General features: G+C 35.7%; 3 protein-coding genes and 1 pseudogene. 3 read left to right on the plus strand and 1 reads right to left on the minus strand.

Annotation, left to right across the window (positions count from 1 at the left end):
• The first annotated feature begins 89 nt into the window (after window positions 1-89).
• The 3 genes and pseudogenes from Wcon_RS13500 (at window position 90) to Wcon_RS08840 (ending at window position 3,125) form a co-directional block, all read left to right on the plus strand.
• A pseudogene (locus Wcon_RS13500) lies at window positions 90-1,030 on the plus strand (IS5 family transposase).
• Between the two features lie 129 nt (window positions 1,031-1,159).
• Complete coding sequence (gene terL, locus Wcon_RS08835; RefSeq protein ID WP_114517891.1) at window positions 1,160-2,593, plus strand: phage terminase large subunit; 1,434 nt, start codon at window positions 1,160-1,162, stop codon at window positions 2,591-2,593.
• A 109-nt stretch (window positions 2,594-2,702) separates the two neighbouring features.
• The gene (locus tag Wcon_RS08840; RefSeq protein WP_114517892.1) at window positions 2,703-3,125 is read left to right on the plus strand and encodes an ankyrin repeat domain-containing protein; all 423 of its coding nucleotides are present in this window, start codon (window positions 2,703-2,705) and stop codon (window positions 3,123-3,125) included.
• Between the two features lie 15 nt (window positions 3,126-3,140).
• Here the strand turns inward: Wcon_RS08840 and Wcon_RS08845 are convergent, their stop codons facing one another.
• Window positions 3,141-4,163, minus strand: a complete 1,023-nt coding sequence (locus Wcon_RS08845) for an IS110 family RNA-guided transposase (protein WP_114517756.1) — start codon at window positions 4,161-4,163, stop codon at window positions 3,141-3,143.
• Window positions 4,164-4,393 lie beyond the last annotated feature (230 nt).

The following is a 4,393-nucleotide window of genomic DNA, read 5'->3' on the forward strand; positions in this document are numbered from 1 at the left end:
TGGCTTTGTTGCATCACTCAAGAGAAAAGAACTGGCAGTTACTGACAAAATTCATTATAGAATAGCCATTTAACCATTGAAGAAAAAATATGCCACAGCAAATGAAAGTCAGTAACTGCAATGAATATAACAAATTTCTCCAAGAAAGAGGAAATATTTTTCATTTTATTAATAGAAAATTGGTACGAACATGGTCCAAAAGTGTTCGGTGGCAACAATATTTACAGTGATAAAGTTGTGATTTTAGTGCATATAGTCGCTAGTCTCTTTAGAATTGGCTTAAGACAAACGGTAGGGTTTATAAAAGGATATTTGCAGCAAGTAGGAAAAGGCTTAGCAGTCATTAGCTATTCGCAGGCTTCAAGAAGGTTTAAAAAACTCAATATTAAGATCAATGATTGCAGAGTTGACAAAAACAATATGGAAGATATTGAAATTGCCATAGACAGTACAAGTATCAGTATTTATAATAATACCCCTGGTCACAGTAAGGAAAATAGTAAAGATAGAAAGTATCGCAGCTATGAACAGACAAGAAAATTGCATGTAATGTTGAATATAAATAGCAAAAACGCCATAGCTGTAAAATACAGTAACGGTGTCTACTCTGATCACTTGTGATCTGCTAAAAAAAGTTGATTTTCAGCATGTCGTAAAAGTACTATATGCCGATAGGGCGTACGATAGGCATAAGCTTTATAAATTATGCAAAGAATATAATATAAAAGCAAAAATTCTACCAAAAACCTGTGCAGCAGAGCATTTAAAAATAGACTACATGTCTGATAGGAACACTGCTATTAGGTTAATCAAATTACATAATGAAGATGGTATGAAGAAGTGGAAAGAAAAAGTAAATTATGGAAAGAGGTCATATATTGAGGTTTTTTTTTCGCGACTAAAACAAACATTTGGGTTTAGCTTTAGAAATAAATCCGAAGTAAATCGTGAAAAAGAATTGCTAATAAAATGCTACTTACTCAATAAATTTATTGAAATTGGCGTCGCTAAATTTGAGATAGCTTCATGAATTTATTATACATTATCTACTATCCAAAGAGCGATGCAACAAAGCCATCCCAGTGTCACGCACTGGGATGACAACAAAGAGGCTGACACCACCGTAAAGTAGATTCCACTAACACTATAGGAGACCAACATGAACTTTTTAAAATTTATCGAACTATGCTTTCAAACGGTGATGCCGGGATGTGAGTATAACAATTATCAGTATATAAAAATTATAGCAGACAGGCTTGAAGCAGCAGGCACTGGTGAAGTGAAGCGAATAATATTCAATATGCCTCCGCGCTCGATGAAGTCTATGTGCGTGAGTGTTGCATGGCCCGCATGGATACTAGGGAATCAGCCAACTGCAAGAATAATAGTTGCAAGCTATTCTCAGCGGCTTAGCGAAAAGCATTCGCTCGACACCAGGTGCGTAATGCAGTCTAGTTGGTATAAAGCGCTATTTCCAGAGGTAGAACTATGCAAAGACCAAAACACTAAATACAAATTTCAAACAGTACAGAGAGGATGCAGGATTGCAACATCTGTTGGTGGAACACTGACTGGTGAAGGTGGTGATTTTATTGTCGTGGATGATCCACTGAGTTCCTCTCAAGCTTTGAGTGAAACGTTTAGAAAACGTGCCACAAACTGGTTCGATCAGACTCTAATAACCAGGCTCAATGACAGGAAAAAAGGAGTTATCGTTGTTGTAATGCACAGACTACATCAGGAGGATTTAACCGGGCATCTTCTCTCCAAACCGAAAAATATATGGCATCATGTTTGTTTACCAATGATTTCTGAAAATAAGGAAATTATCTATTCAATCAAAAGATCAATTCTCCCTTCTCCTGTTCCTATTATTCAAGTAACTACAAATGAGTGCAAAAGCTCAACAGGCGCTACATCTTCAAGGATTTTATACTTAAAAAAGGAAGGTCAGCTGTTATATCCCCTCGATGTAGGAGAAATTGAAATGATAAAGGCTGAACTTGGGAATTACGCTTTTGCTGCCCAATATCAACAAAATCCTCTGCCGCTTTCAAGTGGTATAATTAAGCAAGAATGGTTGAAACGCTATAGAAATTTTCCTGACAATCTCTTACATATAACTCAGAGCTGGGACACTGCAGTTTCAATAAACGATTCTAGTGGCTTTAGTGTCTGCACCACCTGGACAAAGGTGGATAATAAGTTTTATTTACTCAATGTGTACCGTGCAAAGGTTGAGTATCCAAAACTTAAAGAACAAGTTCTATCACTAGCTGCAAGGTGGAAGCCACACGCAATTTTAATCGAAGCAAAAACAAGCGGTCAACAATTGATTCAAGAGCTAAAGGCAATACCTGTTATCGAGATAGTGCCGCATAACAGTAAACTCGCTCGATTCCACCAGATTGTTCCGATAATAGAATCTGGCAAGGTTTTTCTGCCGCATCAAGCAATATGGCTCAGCGATTTTGAGTATGAAATTTTAATGTTTCCAGAAACTCGCCACGACGATCAAGTCGACAGCACTGTGCAATACCTCCAGTGGATGAGAGATAGTAGCTCGCGAGTTGCAGCTATACGAACATTGTGATTCAATTTGCTACCCACAATTTCGATTATAAGCTCATTTAAAATAAATATTTATTTTCTAGTATAATATGTAATAGTTAGATATTTTATTCTAGTTTAAAGGTAAAGTTATGGCAAAAGGATATGAAACACTGAAAAAAGTACTGAGTATCATTAACGATAAGAGAGATTTAGATAAAGATAATATAATTGAGAAAATAGAAAAAGAACTAGAGAAAGAGGATCAAGATCTACATAAAGAGTGGATTGATAATAAATTTGATGTAAATCATGAATTTGCCTCAGATCATCCTAAATACTTAAAGTTTACGTTATCAAGGATAGCTGCTGAGGCAGGCTATACAGATATATTAGACGCTCTAATAGCATCAAGAGCAAACATTAGAGATAAGAGTGGAAAAGGTTGGACTCCTGTATTAAATTTAGCAGCTAAACATGGCCATATAGGAACAGTAGAAGCTTTATTAAAGATCGAAGGAATTAAAGTTGATGAAAGATACCGTCTTGCGAGTCAACAAAAAATTGCATCATAAAATCAAATGTTGATTTTAAAGTACTAAACCTTCAGTCAGCTTCCTAGTCCTATAGTTGTTGATATGATCTGGATCAAAAGCCTTTCTTGAACTTAAAACACCAAAAACTATATGGAGTAACTTACGCATTGCAGCTCCTACAATGGCCATATTATGCTTGCCTTTCTCTTTTAACCTTTCGCAAAAAGTCATAATAATAGGATTGTGATTCTTAGCTACTATAGCAGGAAAGTAAATTGCCTTACATAATGTTCGTGAACCGGTTTTGCTTAATCTGGGCTTGGCATGTACAGATGAGCCTGATGTTATATTTCGTGGTATAGTTCCAGCGTATGCTGCCAATTGCCTGGCATTTATAAAAGCTTTTATGTCAGGAATTTCAGCTAAAATAGCTATTGCTGATTCCTCTCCTATGCCTGGAATAGTCAATAAGAGTTGAAAATCTTCCAACAATTCTTTATGTTGTTTTAATAGTTCACGTATGGAGTTTCTTATTATTTTTATTTCTTGTTCTATGTTCATTGCAAGGTTTTCCCAAGCGTTTGCGACTTCTTTAGGCAGTCTCTCTTTCTTTTCTAAATGATTATTTACTAATACTAATTCATCTTTTAATGCAGCTAAACAACGATAAAGATGCTTTAATTTTTTCTTTTCAGAAGAAGGTGGTGTCCAACGGGAAGGTTCCTGTCTTTGGCAATAATCTGCAATAATCTCTGCATCAGTCTGGTCATTCTTTTGTCGTACAAGCTTACTCCTTGCATAGCATTTTATGCAATAAGGATTTACAACACTAACAAAATGTCCAGCATTGTGTAGAAATTCAGCAAGAGCTTCACCATAACAACCTGTAGATTCCATACAGGCTTTTACTTCTTCTACATTATGTTTTTGCAAAAAGCCCAGTAAACCTTGAAATCCTGAATCCTCGTTTTTAAAACTCCTTTTCCTAGTTTCACGTTTCCCTTTTTTACTGATGAATGAAAGAAAAACATCAAAGCGTTCTTTTGAAATATCTATACCCAGAAAGTTGTTGATCATATATAACCCCATACGTTACCATTTAAAACGAAAAGTAAGGCTAACCTTGTGAATACAGAATTAGAACCATTTAGGTCTTTCTACGATACCGTTCAGCCTCTACTTTTGAGGAGGGAACTCTTAACTCTCATACAGATTTTATATCTAGGAATGAACACAAAATTTTTCCCTTCTCCACCTAATGCTCAAGCTTAAAACATTAGATGCTTTTTTCAAGATACAAGGAATGG

It is taken from the genome of Wolbachia endosymbiont of Cylisticus convexus (genome assembly GCF_003344345.1).

Excerpts from the sequence above, each read along its gene's own strand:
- terL (WP_114517891.1), top strand. The coding sequence starts at position 1,160 with ATGAACTTTTTAAAATTTATCGAACTATGCTTTCAAACGGTGATGCCG.
- Wcon_RS08845 (WP_114517756.1), bottom strand. The coding sequence starts at position 4,163 with ATGATCAACAACTTTCTGGGTATAGATATTTCAAAAGAACGCTTTGAT.
- Wcon_RS08840 (WP_114517892.1), top strand. The coding sequence starts at position 2,703 with ATGGCAAAAGGATATGAAACACTGAAAAAAGTACTGAGTATCATTAAC.